16 protein-coding genes are annotated in these 18,764 nt (G+C 51.9%); 1 reads left to right on the top strand and 15 read right to left on the bottom strand.

Annotated elements, in window-relative coordinates; translation table 11 throughout:
- Positions 1-19: 19 nt before the first annotated feature.
- The 11 genes from NXT01_RS01915 to NXT01_RS01865 form a co-directional block, all read right to left on the bottom strand.
- A complete protein-coding gene (locus NXT01_RS01915; protein ID WP_259076946.1) occupies positions 20-2,794 on the bottom strand; it encodes an RNA helicase in 2,775 nt (924 codons plus the stop codon).
- A gap of 57 nt (positions 2,795-2,851) precedes the next feature.
- Positions 2,852-3,847 (bottom strand): twin-arginine translocase subunit TatC, encoded by a 996-nt coding sequence (gene tatC / locus NXT01_RS01910; RefSeq protein WP_396124694.1) that lies wholly within the window; start codon positions 3,845-3,847, stop codon positions 2,852-2,854.
- A gap of 22 nt (positions 3,848-3,869) precedes the next feature.
- Complete coding sequence (tatA, locus tag NXT01_RS01905; RefSeq protein WP_259076944.1) at positions 3,870-4,280, bottom strand: Sec-independent protein translocase subunit TatA; 411 nt, start codon at positions 4,278-4,280, stop codon at positions 3,870-3,872.
- A gap of 104 nt (positions 4,281-4,384) precedes the next feature.
- Entirely contained in the window at positions 4,385-5,341 is a 957-nt protein-coding gene (locus NXT01_RS01900) for a YafY family protein (protein WP_259076941.1), read from the bottom strand.
- The gene (locus NXT01_RS01895; protein ID WP_259076940.1) at positions 5,342-6,340 is read right to left on the bottom strand and encodes a YafY family protein; all 999 of its coding nucleotides are present in this window, start codon (positions 6,338-6,340) and stop codon (positions 5,342-5,344) included.
- A gap of 6 nt (positions 6,341-6,346) precedes the next feature.
- Positions 6,347-7,744: a Pup--protein ligase gene (gene pafA, locus NXT01_RS01890; protein WP_259076939.1), complete on the bottom strand. Its 1,398-nt coding sequence runs from the start codon at positions 7,742-7,744 to the stop codon at positions 6,347-6,349.
- Positions 7,745-7,936 (bottom strand): ubiquitin-like protein Pup, encoded by a 192-nt coding sequence (locus NXT01_RS01885; RefSeq protein WP_259076938.1) that lies wholly within the window; start codon positions 7,934-7,936, stop codon positions 7,745-7,747.
- Positions 7,937-9,412, bottom strand: a complete 1,476-nt coding sequence (gene dop / locus NXT01_RS01880) for a depupylase/deamidase Dop (RefSeq protein ID WP_259076937.1) — start codon at positions 9,410-9,412, stop codon at positions 7,937-7,939.
- Positions 9,412-10,956, bottom strand: coding sequence for a proteasome ATPase (gene arc / locus NXT01_RS01875; RefSeq protein ID WP_259076936.1), 1,545 nt, complete (start codon positions 10,954-10,956; stop codon positions 9,412-9,414). The genes dop and arc overlap by 1 nt, the downstream gene beginning before the upstream one ends.
- Positions 10,957-11,056: 100 nt before the next feature.
- Entirely contained in the window at positions 11,057-11,893 is an 837-nt protein-coding gene (locus NXT01_RS01870; RefSeq protein WP_259076935.1) for a tRNA (adenine-N1)-methyltransferase, read from the bottom strand.
- 6 nt (positions 11,894-11,899) lie between these two features.
- Complete coding sequence (locus tag NXT01_RS01865) at positions 11,900-13,159, bottom strand: M18 family aminopeptidase (protein ID WP_259076933.1); 1,260 nt, start codon at positions 13,157-13,159, stop codon at positions 11,900-11,902.
- 48 nt (positions 13,160-13,207) lie between these two features.
- On the opposite strand from NXT01_RS01865, the gene NXT01_RS01860 reads away from it, so the two are divergent.
- Positions 13,208-13,999 carry a PD-(D/E)XK nuclease family protein gene (locus NXT01_RS01860; protein WP_259076932.1) on the top strand — a complete coding sequence of 264 codons (792 nt, stop codon included), beginning with the start codon at positions 13,208-13,210 and terminating at the stop codon, positions 13,997-13,999.
- 40 nt (positions 14,000-14,039) lie between these two features.
- On the opposite strand, the gene NXT01_RS01855 is transcribed toward NXT01_RS01860, so the two are convergent.
- The 4 genes from NXT01_RS01855 to NXT01_RS01840 form a co-directional block, all read right to left on the bottom strand.
- Complete coding sequence (locus NXT01_RS01855) at positions 14,040-15,695, bottom strand: formate--tetrahydrofolate ligase (RefSeq protein WP_259076931.1); 1,656 nt, start codon at positions 15,693-15,695, stop codon at positions 14,040-14,042.
- A gap of 133 nt (positions 15,696-15,828) precedes the next feature.
- Positions 15,829-17,283, bottom strand: coding sequence for an aspartate ammonia-lyase (gene aspA, locus NXT01_RS01850; RefSeq protein ID WP_259076930.1), 1,455 nt, complete (start codon positions 17,281-17,283; stop codon positions 15,829-15,831).
- Positions 17,284-17,553: 270 nt separating this feature from the next.
- Positions 17,554-18,228: an HAD family phosphatase gene (locus NXT01_RS01845; RefSeq protein WP_259076928.1), complete on the bottom strand. Its 675-nt coding sequence runs from the start codon at positions 18,226-18,228 to the stop codon at positions 17,554-17,556.
- 17 nt (positions 18,229-18,245) lie between these two features.
- Positions 18,246-18,437 carry a hypothetical protein gene (locus NXT01_RS01840; RefSeq protein WP_259076926.1) on the bottom strand — a complete coding sequence of 64 codons (192 nt, stop codon included), beginning with the start codon at positions 18,435-18,437 and terminating at the stop codon, positions 18,246-18,248.
- Between the last annotated feature and the right edge of the window lie 327 nt (positions 18,438-18,764).

Below are 18,764 nucleotides of genomic sequence, written 5' to 3'. Positions count from 1 at the left end.
GACATCAAAAGCGGAGACCCTAAGCTCCCAGGGCGACGACACCTCGGCGGATTGCTGCAACAGCCTGCTTAGCCGTATGAATAGTATCTTCGTTATACGAGGTTTTATTCATTTGTTCTAGCAGATCCACCACTTGGCGTGCCTGCCGTACAAAATCTCCCGGTGTCAATTCCGCACCCGACTCATGGGCGGCAGCTAGGCAGTAGCCCAATGGAGCTCCAGCCGTCCACTGGTGGAGTGCAAGAGCGAAACCAGGTTCGGGCATCTTGGTCTGTGTCAAACGGTGTCGGCGTTCATCAAAAGATAGTTGCTCCCATATCCGCATTGTATTATTCATGGCCACGACCATGGCATCGGTAGCCCCTTGGGCCTCCCCTCGCGCTTCACGACGATTTTCAAAGGAACACATGCTCACAACGCCGGCTAATTCGGCTGGATCAAGTCCATCCCAGATACCACGACGCAGACACTGGGCAATGAGAAGGTCGGACTCGCTGTGAATGAGCGCCAAACGCTCACCTTCCTCGGTGATTGCGGGCGTGCCTGACTCGTCAAACTCCACGTAGTCCATTTCAGCCAGCAAACCAAGGATGCGATCAAACTGCTTGCCCAAGGTTTCGGTGGCTTGGTCGACCTGATTTCGCCTCTTTTTAAGCTCGAGACGGGCGCGAGTCAGCTGCTGTCCGAGTGGATTGAGATCATCAATATGGGGCCAGTAGTGGGCTGGGTGACTGCGCAACTCCGCACGTAGTTTTAATATCTCTGTGCTAGGGCGATGGCGCATATCCGGGCGCATCCTTTTTGGTCTCGGATAGGAATTCTTGGCAAAGAGCTCCTTGGCAAGCCGTGAATTTTTTTCCGGACGCGCAATAACGGGGCGCGGTAAACGCATATGACCGATGCGTTGGGGGGCGATCGGAAAGGCCGCACTATCGACGCGACCTGCCCACCCCGATTCCATAATGATCTTCGGTCGCGGATCGTGGCGGTTATGGGCTGGCTGTACAACTACAGCAAGAATAGGTTTTTTTCTTCCGGGCAGTGCAATAACATCCCCTAGTTGTAGTCGGGAAAGCACTGCGGTGACCTCGATGGCACGCTCTTCGAGAGACCGTTTCTTCTGGGCTTTCTCGGCTCGAGATAATGTACTGCGAAGATCAAAGTACTCGAGTATCTCAGCTAAGGGATCTTCGCTGGCGATATCGGCGGTAGCAATGGCCCTTTGTAGTTTTCTTTCAAGATCCTCTACCCGATTCTCCGCTCGCTCAATATCACGGATCTCTTCGACAACACTGCCATCAGCTTGAAACTGTGCAAAGGATTTTTCCAGAAGGCGGTGAGCGGGCGAAAAACCGATAGTTTTCAGCAGATTGACGCTCATATTATAGCCAGGAGCGAAAGTTGAGATAAGTGGATAGGTACGCGTAGATGCTAGGGTAGAAACGTGCTGCGGATCCATCGCGGGCGCCCACATCACAACTGCATTACCTAGGGTGTCAATCCCCCGCCGGCCCGCACGCCCAGTCAGTTGGGTGAATTGGCCAGGGCTGAGATCAACGTGGCCTTCACCATCGTATTTAACTAATTTCTCCAAAACAACCGAGCGTGCTGGCATATTAATACCCAACGCTAGAGTTTCGGTGGCGAATACAGCTTTAACTAGTCCACGAGTAAAAAGTTTCTCCACGATATGGCGAAAAGCCGGAAGCATGCCCGCATGGTGAGCAGCAAACCCTCGCGTGAGTGCAGCCTTCCACTTTCGGAATTCGAGAATCTTTAGATCCTCTTCTGGAATATCCTTGACGCCGTGAGCAACAATTTCAGCAATCTTCTCAGATTCTTCCTGGGACGTAAGCACCATCTTCGAGCCTAAGCACTGTGCTAAAGCGCCATCACAACCGGCTCGTGAGAAGATGAAGACGATCGCGGGTAGCATCTCGTGGTTGCTGAGAATTTGAATAACCTCAGGTCGCCCTAGGGGACGATGGCGATCGGTGCGTTTTGCCTGAGGTCTGTCAATCGATGTGCGACCTGATCCTCCACCTGATCGGGCTCGGAAAGACTTCTGAGCGAAAAAGTCAGAATGCCCGTGAGGCCGATCGTCACCGCTGATGCGTTCGATATAGGATTCGAGTCGCCGGTTGACAGTGCCTACCTCGTTGGGTTCGAACAGCGGGAAAATTTTGCGGCCAACGAGCATCCACTGATCCAGCGGTACAGGGCGATCCTCGCTGATGATAACTTCGGTATCTCCGCGGACAGTTTGTAGCCATTCTCCAAATTCTTCGTAGTTACTCACGGTCGCTGAGAGCCCAATGATCTTGACTGTGTCCGCCAGACCGAGAATGACCTCCTCCCATACGGCACCGCGTGATCTATCCGCAAGGAAATGGATTTCGTCCATGACAACATGACTGAGTCGATCGAGGGTATCCGACTGCGCGTAAATCATATTGCGAAGTACCTCGGTGGTCATCACGAGGATATCTGCATCTCGATTGATTGAGGTATCACCAGTGAGAAGTCCGACGTTATCGGATCCGTGAGCGCCTACGAGGTCGTGATATTTTTGGTTACTCAAGGCCTTGATTGGTGTGGTATAGAAGCACTTTGTACCCTGCGATAAGGCCAGTGATACGGCGAATTCACCCACGATAGTTTTGCCCGCTCCAGTTGGGGCGCAAACGAGAACTCCGTGTCCGTTCTCGATAGCCTGACAACCAGCGATCTGGAAGTCATCAAGTGGATGGGATAGTGATTGACGAAAAACGTCGAGATGGGAACCAAAGCTCATGGCTCAAGGCTACCTAAGCTAAAAGGATGCACCAAGAATATAGGTGCATCCGCTTATTTAGATAATGTCGTCGAAATAGTTTTTGTCTTCAGCTAAAGGCGCTGGCTTAGATATGGGAGCCGAAGCTAAGGTCGACGATTCGTCGGGATTTCGCGAGGTTTGAACCGGGGGCGAGGCTTCTTCATCGCCTAGGTCCAGCCACTCGGGGCGGTCAATCCTTCGGCGTCGGTCGTTGAAGCGACAGAATTGGATCGCTAATTCCATGAGTAAGCTTAGCGAGAAAGCCAGTGCAACCATGGAAAATGGATCTTGACCGGGGGTCATAAAAGCCGCAAAAATAAAAATACCCAAGACAATAAAGCGCCGCTTCTCTTTAATGGCTTGATAGCTGATTAATTCCACCACGTTAAGCATGGCGATGATGAGCGGTAGTTCGAAACTGACGCCAAAAATAACTAGTAGTGCCAGAATAAAATTAAAGTATTGTCCACCCGAAAGCGCCGCGATCTGGGTATTATCGCCGATAGTCAGAAGCAGATCCAAGCCATAGGCGACCACAAAATAGGCGAGGAGTGCGCCCACGACGAAGAGGAAAACAGCACTAGCGACAAAGGTGAAAGTCCACTTACGTTCCTGGCGCTTCAACCCTGGGGTTATAAAAGCCCACATCTGGTATAGCCACACTGGGGAGGCGAATACGGCACCAGCAAGGGCACCAACTTTCAGTCTCAGGAGAAACATCTCGAAGGGGCTGGTCGCGAGCAAGCGGCATTCGCCGTCGAGCGTAAACGATGCGCGCTTCGAAGGATCGAGGGAGCAGTAAGGACCGCGCAGAATCTCTCCGAGACTAGGGATAGATAGTACCGCGTGCTGGTACCACAGAAAACCGGCGATGGATCCGAGAATCAACCAAATGACCGATATGATTACTCGGCGGCGTAGTTCTTGGAGGTGCCCCACCAGAGACATTTGAGCTTCCGGATTGCTGCTGCGCCTAAATCGCTTTTTCTTCGCCTGTTTTTCTGTAGATGCGGCTGGTGTAAGAGAACTCATCATTGCTTAAGAGGAACTGTACCTAAGCCTGAGGATTTTGGTTGCCTACGGAGCCCTGCCCTGGATTTGTTACGTGCCCTTGATGGGGAAAAGGAGCCTGCAAGGGATTCGGGTTATCGCCCTGCTGAGGGTACTGCGTAGGGTTGGGATGAGTAGCTGGCCCCTGGTTGGCATAGGGAGCCTGGTTGGGGTTGAGCGCTGGCCCTTGATTAATAGGTGACGCGCTGATGGGAGAAGGCGTTACTGGCTGCTGGGCGATCACTTGCTGGTCACTAACTGCCTTATCATCGTTACTCATTTCTTTGACCTCCGACTTGAAGATACGCATGGAGCGTCCCAGTGAACGGGCAGCATCGGGTAGTCTACGAGCACCGAAAAGGAGAATGAAAACGAGGAGAATCAGGATGATCTCGAGGGGGCCTAAATTTGGCATAGGGGTCCTTTCTGAAGGTCCAACAGATCAGGAAAATCTGCTCAACGTTATGGTAGAGCGCTGGCTAAGAGAAATCTCTCAATCGTCAGATGTCTCATTACGTCCTAATCATACGCACCTTTGAGCTCTCTGGCTCGTTTTCTCACAGTGTCGGCGATTTCTGCAGGTTCGACGACTCTCATACGGTCAGTATTGCCGAGGGCGAAATTAACCAGCCATGTTCTGGATACAAGTGGCAGGGTAATCCACAGGTGGTGATCTTCATCTAATAGAGCCTGGCTGTGGGGTATGGTATCGGCTAACCAACTGGCATGGGGATATATGACGATGGTGGCATGTTCGGTGACCGCATGGAAGTCAAAGGGGTCGTTGCTGTCGAATTCGAGCTCTTCAAGATGGCTCTCCGCGGACTCGTTCTCCAGCGTCAAGTCAGTTATGCAATCGATACGAAAAGTGCGATGGTCTACGGCATCATGATCGTAGGCGTGAAGATAGACTACACCGTCTTTGCTAAATAAGCGTACCGGCGAGGCGTACCGTTTACTGAGTGCATCCTTGGCGCGTGAGTAATAAGAGAATGCTATCCTTTGGGATTTTTGTAACGAGGTAGCTATCAATGCCAATTTCTCACCGTGTTCGTCACGGGTTTGTTCTCGACCGAGATGATCGGAACTATTAACCTGTAAACCAGTGGCTAGGAGCAGTGACCTGATCTTCTCGATCGCTGACTCCACGGCTTCTTTTTCCACCAAGCCAGGAGCCGATAGCAGTGACTCCAAACCGAGAATGAGGGCATTGGCCTCCGTTCGATTGAGCCGTAGCGGGAAATCCATGCCCTGGCTATCAAGGATTTTCACCGAGTGAAACTCGGATCTCAAATCGACCAATTGATCAGGAGTAATGCCAGGACCACAACAATACAAGCGGTTTAAATCCTTCTTCAACGTCCCGGGGTCGGTTCCTAGGTCAGCGGCAGCTTCCATAATTGAACGCCCCGGATGCTTTTGAAAATAGGGCAAAAGATTCAGCATCCGCACCAGATCGAGATAATGGGTGTTCATTTACCTCTCCCCTAGAGCCATATCAACGAGCTCGCGGATCTCCGCGATCAGGGAGTCGGGTGATTCCACTCGCACAGATGGGCCGTGGATCATGGCTTGACGCTTCAACCAATCGGCGTCAACGTCGCGAAAGACATACCGATTATCGCCGAGCGGCTGGGCCAGTGATCGAAGATCGTTCGCTACACCAGGGGTGATGAAGAGCTCAGCCGTGATAAATGTGGTGCCGCTTCCGAGTTGTCCGATGAGAAGATCAAGAAAATTGGTCCCTGCTGCAGGCGCATTAAAGTCCCCGTATGCGCTTGATTCTTGGGGGTCTACGATTGAGATATCTGATAGCCGCCTCAGCCGGAAACAGCGCGGTGCCGCGCGATCGATATCATAACCAATGAGATACAGCCTGTCTTTATAAGTGAGAAGCGCCCATGGGTCTATCCACCGTTCATAAAAGTCACTGGCCTGATCACGCTGATAATAGAATCGCAGGCGCTTTCGCTGCGCGATAGCTTCGTCGATAAGATCGAGGTTTTGAGAACTGAGTAGTGAAAGATCGTTGATGGGGGTGAATAACGGTTTCTCGTTGAGCGAACTTGGCACCCCGCTAGCCGCCAGCTTGGTCCACCCGGACCGGGAAAATGTAGCAAGTTCTCCGCAACTGTCCATCTTGCCTACGAGACTTAAAACCCGAGCCTCTTCTTCGGTGAATTCGATCGGTGGAAGCTGATAGTCATCGGAGTTAAGGCACCACACACTAATACCCTCGATATTGACGTTCTCGAGAGGGACCCCCAACGAAATGAGGGTGTCGATATCACGGGTAAAAAGGCGTCGTGCTGCGGATACCGTCCGGATGGGCGTCTTAGCGTCTTTTGCGTAGCCATAGACGTCACGGTAAATGTCTTCGAATGTGAGATAACGGCGCCCTGAATGTGCTGCTTCGAGCAAAGCAAAAGTAAGATTCGTGATTCGGGCTAATTTCACTTCGGTGGGAGTTGCCACAACGAATCATTCCCTGCCTTCTCGTCTCATGATCTCAATAAGTTCATCAACGCGTGTGTCGTGGGGGCTAAACGGGCACCCGAGTTCTACGCTGTGCGGTTCCGACCCATTGACCTTCAGACGCATCCAGTCCGCGGAGAATTCTACCCCATGATCCCGGGCAGCTTGGATAAATCGGCCCCGTAAGTGGGCTCGGGTGGTGTGCGGTGGATGTACTTGGGCGATATCTACCAGTCTGGGATCAATCCACCGATGAATGAGTCCTTTTGATTCCATGATTCGATGCAGACCGCGCTCATTCCTTATGTCGTGGTAGGTCAGTTCCACCTGCTTGAGCTTAGGGTGGGAGAAATCCGTACTAGATAGTCCGAGGCGGCGTTGGTAGCGCCTCAGCAGTTGAAGTTTGATGATCCAATCAATATCGTGCTCAACGAGGGAATAATCTGTAGATTCGATGGCCTCTAATACGAGGCGCCACAAGTGACACACCTTAACTAGCTCGGAGTTGGGAGTTGAATTATTGTCGTCGCGGTGTTCCAGCCATTTCTGTGCGGCTTCAAGGTACCGCCACTGAATATCTAATGCACTCATTGATGGGCCCTTTTCGCACGGGACCACCGCTCGGCCGGTGCAATCACGCGATATCTCTCGAATGACGGAGATATCCTTTTCGCTGGCCAGCCGCGGAAACTCGATTCCCGCTTCCAGCATCTCCAATACTAGAGTTGTGGAACCTACTTTGAGGGCGAGAGAGGGTTCGGCCATATTTGAATCCCCCACGATCACATGTAGCCGACGATAGTGATGGGAATCGGCATGGGGCTCATCGCGGGTATTGATGATCGGGCGCGAGCGTGTTGTGGCACTAGAGACTCCCTCCCATACATGATCGGCGCGCTGAGAGAGCTGGAATGAACCTTCTTGGATACTCCCGGCGCCGCATATAAGTTGCCTGGTAATTAAGAAAGGCAAGAAGGATCGACCAAGGTGGCGTAACACCGTCTCTCTGGCAACCAGGTAATTCTCATGGCAGCCATAAGAATTTCCAAAGGAGTCTAGATTATTTTTGAAAAGATAGATCCGGTGAGGTCGCCCTTCTTCAGCAAGCGCTCGCTCTGCTTGGCTGGCAAGGGAGTCTACAATCTTATCCCCCGCGCGTTCGTAGCTGATGAGTTGGGAGAGACTATCGCACTCGGCGGTGGCCACCTCTGGGTGAGAGCCGACATCTAGATAGAGCCGAGAACCGTTGGGAATAAAGACATTGGAACTTTTCCATTGATCCATGACAGGGCGAAAGAGTAGCCGTGCGATCTCGTCGACGTCCAGTCGCGGTTGGCGGACATCTGCAGATACCGAATTTATTCCGTACTCAGTCTCGATGCCGACGATGCGCCTCGAGAACACTTACTCGCCGCCCTTTTGGATATAGGAGCGAACAAACTCTTCGGCATTTGTTTCCAACAAGCCGTCAATTTCATCGAGGAGATCATCCACCCCCTGATGATCTACCTGGATCTGGCTTGCTAAGATATCGCCCAACTCCCCCTCGTTTTCACCCTCGGGAGATCCTGATTGCATACGATGCTTATGAGCCATTTACACGTGTCCTTTCTTTAGAAACGGAAACCGATTAAATAAGTCTGAATCTCCGGCTAGATTGCTGATTTCATCGCGGGTATATCCCTGTGGATCCAGCATTGCGAATTTACTGCCAGCGCTCGTCACGGAATCCCAATTAGCAGCATCTACGCATGTGTGGGATATGAGGTTGCCACGGAGGTAAGCGCGGGTATCGGCAGGCGGGATATCTGCGCAGGTGGCAATATCTTCCGCGGAGACGAGGGTGAGCATTCGATGCGATCTCACTAAGGCATGATAAAGGCTGCGCTCGGGGGAAATATCGCAATACTGTAAGTCCAATAATTTGATTTTAGGATCATCAATGTCTAAACCTCGGCTGAGATAGGCAGAGATCAGTGACCATTTAGCGCACCAGTCGAGTCGGTCTGCGCAGCCTTTATACCCCTCGTCCTCGAGGATATCCATGGTTTCCATCCACAAAGGGTAAACATACTCATCCGGTTGAATTCTTGAGGCATAGATCCGCAATATGTCGAGAGCAGTCCGTGAAGAACCATCTGCCATCTGCAATGTCTGAGATAGAGATAGATCTCGTGAAACAAGGCGAATCTGTTGTACTGGATCGGCGAGGCGTAGATCGGAAAAATCTACTCCGTTCTCAATCGCATCGAGGATGAGACTGGTCATCCCTAATTTCAGAACAGTTGCGGTTTGTGACATATTTGCGTCGCCAACAATGATATGAAGCCTGCCAAAACGATTGGAATCAGCATGAGGTTCATCGCGTGTATTGATAATTCCGCGGTTGAGAGTGGTTTCTAGCGAAATTTCCTGTTCGATATAGTCAGCGCGTTGGCTTATTTGAAAGCCCGGTTGTTCGCCTAGGGAACCGATACCGACGCGGCCGGCGCCTGTTAAAACTTGGCGACAAACGAAATAGGGAATGAGAGATGACGCTATATCGTCGAAGTCTGTATCGCGTCGGTAGAGATAGTTTTCGTGACTGCCATAGCTCGCACCCTTTCCGTCGACATTATTTTTGTAGATTCTTAAGGGAGGGCAGGGGTCATGGTGCTCGAGAATCGAGTGACCCGCCTGGGTTAAATGGGCAATATGGTCGACAGCACGCTGGAGGATGATATCGCCCGCCTGGTCGTAGATCATTGCATCGCGGGCATTGGTCGTTTCGGGGCTGGAATATTCCGGGTGGGCGTGGTCGACATAGAATCGACCTCCATTCGGGAGCATGACATTCGCTACACCGAGCGCCCGAGGATCCACGACGGGAATATGATGAAAGCGTTTTAGGTCAAAACCGCGACGATCTCTAAGTGGATGCTCAGATATATAGTCCCATCGAGTGCTTAAGGCCTGGTGTTCTAATTGCCCGAAGGCAACGACAGCGTGTGTTGAGGTAATGATGGGGCTTAGCTGCGGCTGATCAGGGCTGGAGATGCCATACTCGGTTTCGGTACCTAGGATGCGTGACATCAAAGTGATCCCCCGATCACACGAGCTTCTTGCACCTCAAGACCGTGGCGCCCTAGGATTCGTGACCACTCGTGGGGATGCGACGTATTGGGCATATCCTCACTTTCCATATTTTCGGCATCGATTGCGCGCCTGAGATGCTCGCTGGTAATTCCGGAGGCGCTGTCAGTTTGAAGTTGATCTTTTATGGCGTATTTTTTTGCCCGATCCACGATATTTGCAATCATCGCACCGGAGGCGAAATCGCGGTAGTGGAGGACCTCAACTGTGCCACTTCGAAGGACTAACTCCACAAAGGGGTGGTCGGCAAACATATATTCCACAGCATTATCGATCAATACAGAAATGTCCTCAGCGTGAGGAATATCTTCACCAAGATGTTTGGCAAAGATATCGCGAGATTTAGCAGCATCGGGACGACCCACGCGAATTTTAATATCTAAGCGTCCTGGCCTCAGAATAGCTGGGTCGATCAGCTCTTCCCTATTCGTGGCTCCGATGACAATAACGTTCTTCAATTTTTCCACGCCGTCGAGCTCTGTGAGCAACTGTGGAACTACCGTCGTTTCCATATCCGAGGATACTCCAGACCCTCGGGTGCGGAAGATGGACTCCATTTCGTCAAAAAAGACTATAACGGGGCGTCCTTCGCTGGCTAGGTCTCGGGCCCGCTCGAAGATCAGTCGGATGCGGCGTTCCGTTTCACCAACGTACTTATTTAGTAATTCAGGTCCCTTAACGTTGATGAAATAGCTTGATGGTCGAGATCCATCTGGATCGGATCTTCGCTGAGTGCGCTCGGCTAGAGAATGCGCCACCGCCTTAGCGATGAGGGTTTTCCCACAGCCAGGCGGGCCATAGAGCAAAACACCTTTGGGTGGAGTGAGATTATAGCGCCGGTAAAGCTCGGGCTCAAGGAAAGGCAGCTCTACAGCATCGTGAATTTGCTCAATTTGCTCAGCCAAGCCCCCCACATCCTCATAGGTGATATGAGGGACTTCCTCCAGAGCTAGCCGCGATACTTCAGTTTTAGGAATAACTTCAAAGGCGTAGCCGGATCTTTCATCGACAAGCAACGTATCGCCCGGACGAGCTTCGCGCTTTAACTGCTCCTTAATATTTTGAGCGATCCTTAGAATCTTCTCTTCACCAGTCTGGGTGGCCACGAGGACGCGTGCGGAATCCACAACCTCTAACAGAGTCCCCAGCGCGCCTGTGTGCTGAAAATGACAAACCTCGACAACTTGGTTGCCTTCCCCCAGTCGCACTAGTTTACCCGGAAGGAGGTCTCGCGGATCTACCAAAGGCGATATCGCGACACGCATCCGTCGATTGCTAGTAAATACCTCTGCGTAACCTTCTCGTGGAGATTGTTCGAGGTAAACGCCGTAAGTGGACGGTGGTGCCGCCATTTCTTCCAGCTGTCCGTGAAGTTCCTCAAGCTTATGCCGGGAAGCTTTAAGAAGATCCGCCATCTTCGCTGCACGCGCCTGGAGTTCGCGGTTTTCTCGCTGCAGTTTAAGCATTGTGGTGGAGGATTGCATGCCGCTCAGCTTACTCGGTAGTGCACCCTAAGTCAGATTTAGCGCGCACGGTGAGATGACAGTATCGACGATCACGGAGGAAGCCGACTGCCCGCGCGAGCTACTTCCGAGCTTTACGTTGTGGACGTGGCGGGGTCACCCCATCAGCGAGGCGTCGTGCGAAGACGAGGAATGCGGTGTGAGCATTCATCCGGTGCTCTGGTCTCGTAGCCAAACCTTCTACACGCCAATCTCGAACAAGCGATTCCCATGCTCTCGGTTCGGTAAAGCACTGCTGTTCGCGGACACCTTCCATCACTTTCATGAGCTGGGGGACCGTTGCTACATAGGCCATTATTACGCCGCCCGGAAGGAGTAATTCCTGAGCCTTTTCCAAGCACTCCCACGGAGCAAGCATGTCCAAGATGATTCGATCCACTGGACCGTTGAGCTCTTCGAGCGAGATTTCTTTAAAGTCACCGAGTCGTGGATGCCACGTGGCGGGTCGTGTACCGAAATACTGGTCGACATTCGATTCCGCGAACTCGAGGTGGTCCTCCCTAATTTCATAGGAGAAGACTTCGCCCTTCTCTCCGACGGCGCGCAGTAGAGCCATGGACAAGGCACCAGAGCCGGCACCTGCTTCGAGCACGCGCGCGCCGGGAAAGATATCCCCTTCGACTAAAATCTGCGCGGAGTCCTTAGGGTAGATGACTGCCGCACCACGGGGCATAGACAAAACATGATCAACGAGCAGGTGCCGGAAACAAAGGTATTCATAGCCTTGCTCTGATTTGACCACGGTGCCCTCGTGAGAGCCGATGATATCGTCGTGGGCGATTGCGCCTTTATGGGTGAATAGTTTCCCACCAGTTTCAAGGACGACTGTCAGATGCCGTCGTTTTGGGTCAGTGAGCTGGACGCGATCGCCTACTTGAAAAGGACCTGAATATTCCATGAGGATTTAGGCTACCAGATAGCTGTGCAGGGCTCGCTGGAGCCCCGCGAGATCTTCGCGATGGCACAGCTCGCGGGCCGAATGCATACTCAGCAGCGGAATGCCTACGTCGACCGTCGGGATTCCCAGTCGGGTTGCAGAAACTGGGCCAATGGTTGAACCGCACGGTACCGCGTTATGGCCCACGAATACTTGAGAGTTGACCCCTGCACGCTCACAGGCTGTAATCCACATAGCGGACGTCTCAGTAGTGGACGCATATCGTTGATTGGCGTTGACTTTGAGAACGGGGCCACTGCCCAGTATCGGGAAGTTGGTTGTATCGTGCTTATCCGCGTAGTTGGGGTGCAGAGAGTGAGCCGCGTCTGCGGAAACGCAATGCGAACGGGCATATATTCTCTTGATGGCATCGTAGTTTGCCCCGAGGGATACCGCGGTACGTTCGAGGACATCTCCAAGAAGCGGCCCAGCAGCACCTGTGATGGATTGGGATCCCACCTCTTCATGGTCGAAACAAGCGAGCACTAATACATCGCTCTTATTCGATGCTCCACCCGCTGATACCGCCTCGATGAGAGCTTTGATTCCGGGGAATACTGAGGAGAGATTGTCAAGACGCCCTGCTGCTAGAAATTCCTCATTCAAACCAAAATACTCACCCCGCTGGGCATCGCAGGTTATCAGATCATGGGAGATGATATCGTCGGCGGCTACACCTGCTGATTGGGCGAGAATATCTGTGATGCTCGTGTCTTCATACCCCACTGCGTAGATGGGCTGGGTGTGCTGTTGCCTGTCGATTTTCAATGCCTCATTGCTCGTGCGATCTAAGTGGATGGCGAGCAGCGGGATACGAAAGAGTGCTGGGGTATCCACGAGCACTGTGGATCCGTTCTTCAACCCTAGACTTCCAGCTAGTCTCAACTCACGGTCGAACCATGACGGAATGATGGGTCCACCGTAGACTTCCACCGCTGCTTGATTAAAGCCGTGGCGATGGAGGTCACCGTGGAATTTCAGTTTGAAACCAGGCGAATCGGTATGGGCGCCGATAATTCTGAAGCCGCTGTGATCTGAGGCCCCCTCTGGTATGAACCAGGCAACAAGTGCTCCCCCGCGGATGAGATAGTGTCCACCTGGAGTGCTGTTCCACTGTTCTGTTTCCTCTTGACGGACAAAACCTGCGGCAGCTAACAACTGGGCACCGAGATGTGCTGCGTGAAAGGAACTAGGTGCTGCGTGGATAAAATCTTTGATATCGTCCATAGCCTCTAGTCTAGAACAGCGAATGAGCGTGGTTTAAGATGGGAGGTCATGAAGCTAGCTCTCTCCCCCTCGCGACTGTCGGATTTTAAACAGTGCCCTTTGCTCTACCGGTACCGGGCCATAGATAAGATCCCAGAGAAGAAGACTAGGGCTCAAATTAAGGGCACTGTGGTGCATCAATGTTTAGAAGATCTTTTTAGCCTCGACCACTCGGCTCGCACCCTCGATTCTTTAACGCGACGCATTCCCGAAGTGTTCGAGCACATGGCAGCTAAAGATCCCGAGATTCGCAATCTCGTTTCCACTCCAGAGGAGAAACGAGAATTTTTCAATGAGGCGTGGGTCTTGCTGCGCCGCTATTTTGTGGTAGAAAATCCTCGGGGTTTTGATCCTCTGTCGTGTGAGAAATATATTAACGGCACCTTACCCAATGGGGTGCCTATACGAGGTTTTATTGATCGCGTGGATCGAGCTCCAACGGGGGAATTACGCATTGTGGATTACAAGACGGGCAAAAAACCTCCTGAGCGCTTTAGCCAGCAAGCTATGGATCAGATGCGGTTTTATGCTCTTGCCTGGTGGCGTTTGAATAACCGCGTTCCCACCATGCTCCGACTGATTTATTTAAGCACCGATGATCCATTTCTCGACCTCATACCCGACCGTGAGGATCTCGAGAGGTTCGAGCACTCTCTCGATATCGTGTGGGAAAAAATTCAGATGAGAATTGCGGCTCAAGATTTTGAGGCCACCCCATCTCAGTTATGCCCATGGTGCAGTTATCATGCGTTGTGCCCGCAACAGCAAGGACATAAGCTACCCTTTCCCACCATGAAATAGGTCCCAATCAACTAAAAAATTGGAACTTATTTCGACTGACTTAGAATAGTCCGTTAATCAAGTCTCCTTCCACGGTGATCTGTTCTGCTGCGGGTTTTTTCGGCAGGCCTGGCATTGTCATCACATCTCCTGTGAGTGCAACGATGAAACCGGCGCCTATGCGTGGCAATAGTTGTCTAATGTGGATAACGTGGCCTTGGGCTGCTCCAAGAGCATTGGGATCCTCGCTGAATGAGTATTGAGTTTTGGAGATACAGACGGGCAGGGTGTCCCATCCGTGAGCCTGTAAATATTTCAGGTCCTTGAGTGCGCGAGCAGACCACTGCACCTCCTTGGCTCGATAGATCTCTGTGGCGATGCGATTGATTGATTCCTCCAAGCCCTGTGCGGGATCGTAGAGCGGATGCGAGGAGGTGTCGTGGAGATTGTCCAATACATATTGAGCGAGTTCAGCGGCACCTTGACCACCCTGTGCCCACACATCCACAGCGTGCAAGGCCACGTTATAATTCGTAGCCCAAGCCTTCATCCACGCAATTTCGGAATCAGTATCTGTACTAAAGAGATTCAAGGCCACCACGGGCTCAACCCCGAACTTCCTCAGGTTTTCAATATGCTGCTCGAGGTTGACGATCCCGCTCTCGAGGGCCGAAAGGTCTTCGTGAGTCAGGTTCTGGCGTGTCATGCCTCCATTGAATTTCAACGAACGGATAGTGGCCACTATTACGCAGCCAGCAATATCAAGATGCCCGATTCGAGCCTTGATATCGAAGAATTTCTCGGCGCCCAGATCTGCGCCGAAGCCAGCTTCAGTGAGCACATAATCAGCATGCTCGAGTGCAGTTTGTGTGGCGATGAGTGAATTGCACCCATGTGCGATATTGGCGAAAGGCCCGCCATGGACAAATGCAGGTGTCCCACCGAGGGTTTGAACCAAGTTGGGATGCAAGGCATCTTTTAGTAGGGCCATCATAGCACCAGTGGCTGATAGGTCAGCAGCGGTAACTGGGCGTCCGTCGAAAGTCTGGGCCACGACGATATTGGCCAACCGTTCCCCAAGATCGTTGATCCCGGTAGCTAAGCACAAGATGGCCATAATCTCGCTCGCTGCGGTAATAGTGAATCCCGTTTCAGTGGGGACACCGTGAGCTGGTCCCCCAAGACCTGTGACGACATGGCGAAGGCTCCGGTCGTTGACATCGAGGCAACGTTGCCATGAGATTTTTCTCGGGTCAATTCCCAAGGCATTCCCTTGGTGGATATGGTTGTCGATGATTGCGGCGAGGGTATTGTTGGCGGCTGTAATCGCGTGGAAATCCCCTGTGAGGTGCAAATTAATATCTTCCATGGGAACAATCTGGCTGTGTCCGCCGCCTGCGGCTCCGCCTTTAATCCCGAAAACAGGCCCGAGGGAGGGTTCGCGTATAGCCACAAGTGTGGAGTGACCCTGAGCCGCAATAGCATCGGCTAGCCCAATAAGGACGGTGGATTTACCCTCGCCTGCTGGTGTGGGTGACATCCCAGTCACCAAAATGAGTGCGCCTTTTTGTGAGCGGTTCGGTGCGATCGTCGTATCGATCTTGGCTTTATTGCGCCCATAAGGGAGCACCGCTGCGGGAGGTATACCAGCCCGCTCGGCAATAGTGTCAATATTGACAAGCGGGTGGGATTGAGCGATTTCTACATCGGACAGCATGGGGCTAAGGCTCCTCGGTATATGTGGGTAGATGCTAAACAGTTCAGGTTTAAATCTATCCGATGAAGTTCAAGAATATGCGCCCATATCCATACTTTTCCAGTCCCGCAGGCTAGGGAGACTTAGACCTCATTTAGTTATCAAGGTAGAGGCGTCCCCTAAATACTGGATGCATGAGGTTTTCTTTAGAGAGCACCTGATTGAGGGTCTCCTCGTCCATCAGACCTTTTTCTAAGACGAGTTCACGAACCGATTTCCCCGTCGCAGCCGCTTCCTTACCGATGAGGTCGCCATTGTGGTGGCCAATAAAAGGATTGAGGTAGGTGATAATGCCTATGGACTGCTCTACGTAGCGTTGGCATACCTCTTTATTAGCGGTGATTCCGCTCACGCACTTTTCACGCAGGGTTCGAGATGCATTTCTCAAAATGTCCATAGACTCGAATAGTGCTTGGCCAATGGCGGGCTCCATCACATTGAGTTGCAATTGCCCCGCCTCCGCCGCCATGAGGACGGTGATGTCGTTGCCGAATACTTTGAAGCACACTTGGTTAACAACCTCGGGGATAACGGGGTTGACCTTCGCCGGCATAATCGATGATCCTGCTTGACGTTCGGGCAGGTTGATCTCGTTGAGGCCAGCTCTGGGTCCTGAGGAGAGAAGTCTGAGGTCGTTGCAAATTTTCGATAGTTTCATAGCACCGCGCTTGAGAGCCGAATGGACGAGCACATACGCGCCGGTATCACTAGTAGCCTCAATGAGATCGGCAGCTGATTTCACCGGTAGTCCTGTGACTTCAGCAAGGGCTGCGGTCACTTGGTTGCGATACCCGGACGGGGTGTTGAGACCTGTTCCGATAGCTGTGGCCCCTAAATTAACCTCTAGGAGGCGATCGGCAGCGAGCTGCATAATGGCGCGTTCTTCACTCAGGTTCTGGGAGAAGGCTTTAAATTCATCGCCGAGGGTCATCGGTACCGCGTCTTGCAGCTGGGTGCGCCCCATTTTTAAGATATCGACAAATTCGTGCGATTTGACGTCAAATGCTGCCTGTAGGTGGTCAAATTCCTTGATCAAACGCATCATGGAGGCATAAAGGCCCAAACGGAAACCTGTGGGGTACGCATCGTTTGTTGATTGCGACATATTTACATCATCGTTGGGATTGATGACATCATAGGCTCCCTTGGGCTCACCTAAGTGCTCGAGGGCTAGATTGGCGACAACCTCGTTGGTATTCATATTCAGCGACGTTCCCGCTCCACCTTGGAATACGTCGATGGGGAATTGGTCCATGCAGCGGCCATGCTCCAAAATCTGATCACATGCCCACACGATTGCCTCTGCTTTGTTGGCGGGTAGTGTGTGTAGGCGTCGATTGGCTAGTGCTGTCGCTTTCTTTACCTGCACCATGCCCCGAATAAAGTCTGGGATCTGGTTGATAGTTGTTCCCGAAATCTGGAAATTTTCGATGGCTCGCTGTGTATGGATTCCGTAGTATTTGGAATTATCAATGTGCATTTCACCGAGGAGGTCTACCTCAGTGCGCATATCGGAGTTATGGGGCTGAGTTGGGTTGTGGCGAGCCATAGTCGGTGGAAGTCTCCTTAAAATTGTATTATTACACAGTAAGAAGGTGCTGAGACGGTGGAGCGCGAAATCCTAGGATTTCGCTGGGCGCGCCACTTTTAACCTAGGCGAAACCTAGCTCTGAAAGGTTTCGCACCAAGGCTACGTTACCTCGACGGCACCACCACTCACCATACACCGATACAGGGGGTTTGTGAGCCTAAAAGTACAGATCGGCTCTGTGTAGTGACCGCTCAATGGGGGTAGGTGAGCGCTCTGTACCCAGGTACGCTACTGACTTATGGAATTAAACCATTCTTCGAGCCGATTAAAGGTGATATCAGCATAGGAATTAATGCCGATCTCATGAACCTCAGGTGGGCGCTGAGCTTGTGAGCCAGGAGCGGCGACGACCACGCACCCGGCACGAGTTGCAGCGGTCATGCCAGTGTAGGAATCTTCAAAGACGAGACATTCTCGAGTGGATACCCGGAGTCTTTCCGACGATAAACGGTAGATAAGGGGATGTGGTTTTCCTGTGTGAACCTCGTCTCCGCACAAGGAGCCTGCAAAATAGTGAGCTCCGAGAGTGTCGATGACGGGCTCAGCTAATTCTCTGGAGGTATTAGTGACTATAAAATTAGGGATTCCTCGCTGCTGAATATCGCCCAAAAGCTCGATAACACCAGCAAAGATTTCAGTCTGCGGTAGCAATTCTTGCATCCGCTTCACCATAAAACGTTCAAAATGCTCGTAAGCAGGCTTATCTAAGGAAATACCGGCGTGTTCCGCGGCAATTTGAAGGGTATTAGCAAATGATCCCCCCACCGTCTGAGCCCGTAATTCAGGGGTGAGTCGTCGCCCCATCTCTTCACTGAGTTCGTAGGTAGCAATCTCCCACAGAGGTTCTGAGTTCACTAAAGTTCCGTCCATATCCCACAGGACGGCACGAAGTTTTGCAGCCATCTATTTGAGTGTCCTTCCTAACGGAAAAATTGCGCAATATTCTCGAATAACCCTACTTGATGACCTCCGCCGAAGAATACCAGCGCAAAGATGATAGAGAAGAACCTCCGGATAAGGCTTCGTACAATACTAATTATTGCAACTAGCACCACTACTCCAATAATGAGTGGAAAGGCCACTTCTGGGCTGAGGAGATAATCGAGGGACATATCTATCACTTCTTTCTCATGGGTGCTTATATAGCTTCCGGCACTCCTAGGATTCTAAGACAGAAAAGCCCTCGGTCATAAGCGGGTGTTCGTGGCTGATATTTACTCTTGATGGTCCTCCCCTATGCTCGTGCGCGAGCCAGTCAGGGCGGATAGGAGTTAAAAAGCGTGTGCACGATGCTGAAACGATCGTGCAAGTCCAGTAGCCACGATGCCTATAAACTCACCGCGAGCTGTGTGGTCACCGACTATTATTCCGTCCATCTTCTACACTCGAGCCCCTCGGTCAGCGAATAATCCTCGGATCGCCGGAAAATCGCGATCATG

Origin of the sequence: Corynebacterium sp. ES2775-CONJ (genome assembly GCF_024814515.1) — a bacterium.
Classification (GTDB): Bacteria; Actinomycetota; Actinomycetes; order Mycobacteriales; family Mycobacteriaceae; genus Corynebacterium.
The sequence above is the reverse complement of the archived record's forward strand: the minus strand, read 5'-3'. Positions and strand labels throughout refer to the sequence as shown.